The organism is Peptoniphilus faecalis, assembly GCF_012976305.1.
In the GTDB taxonomy this organism is placed as follows: Bacteria; Bacillota; Clostridia; order Tissierellales; family Peptoniphilaceae; genus Peptoniphilus_A; species Peptoniphilus_A faecalis.
Genome location: NZ_JABDSR010000037.1, coordinates 1 through 609 on the forward strand (window position 1 = coordinate 1; position 609 = coordinate 609).

At 35.5% G+C, this 609-nt stretch carries 1 pseudogene; it reads right to left on the reverse strand.

Annotated elements, in window-relative coordinates:
* Positions 1–124: 124 nt before the first annotated feature.
* Positions 125–609: pseudogene (locus HKO22_RS10640) on the reverse strand (type IV secretory system conjugative DNA transfer family protein); the annotation flags it as partial.

Genomic DNA, 609 nt, shown 5'->3' on the forward strand with positions numbered 1-609 from the left:
TTACCCCTTCATTTGAAATTTCAGTTATGCAGTTCTCTAAAACCACATTATTAAATTATTTGTGACTTTAGGCTACGCTTTTGTCGGTTATTCCTACCGCTTTGGGCGTAGAACGTGTCACACTATTTGCAAACTCATCAAGTAGACACCTAACATGAACTGGAAGTCTTCCACCATACACATCATCTGCCTTATCACATAGAAGATTAAATAGTTGAGAATACATTATTGAAACTACAAAGTTAAAAGTATCGTCAGTATCTGATATTATTACGAATAGAGCAGTTTTCCTATCTCCAATTTTATCAAGTTCTAGTTCATCTTCGCTCATTAGTTCTCTAAGCTCTCTTATATCAAAGGGTGCTAGTCTTGCTCCACATGATATTAGAATTGACTTGGCAGTTTTTCCTGCTGCCAGCTTATATTTCTTGTATTGCTTAACTGCAAAATGACTTGGATCTTTCTTTTCAAGAGCTTCAAAGAGCCTATCAATTGGGTTCATATAGGTTTCGTCATCTTCTCTAACTTCACTTGCGTCAATCATATCCAATAGCGTCTTAAAATTCTTTTCTTCTTCTGGTGCTTCATAATATATATAACCGATAAGGG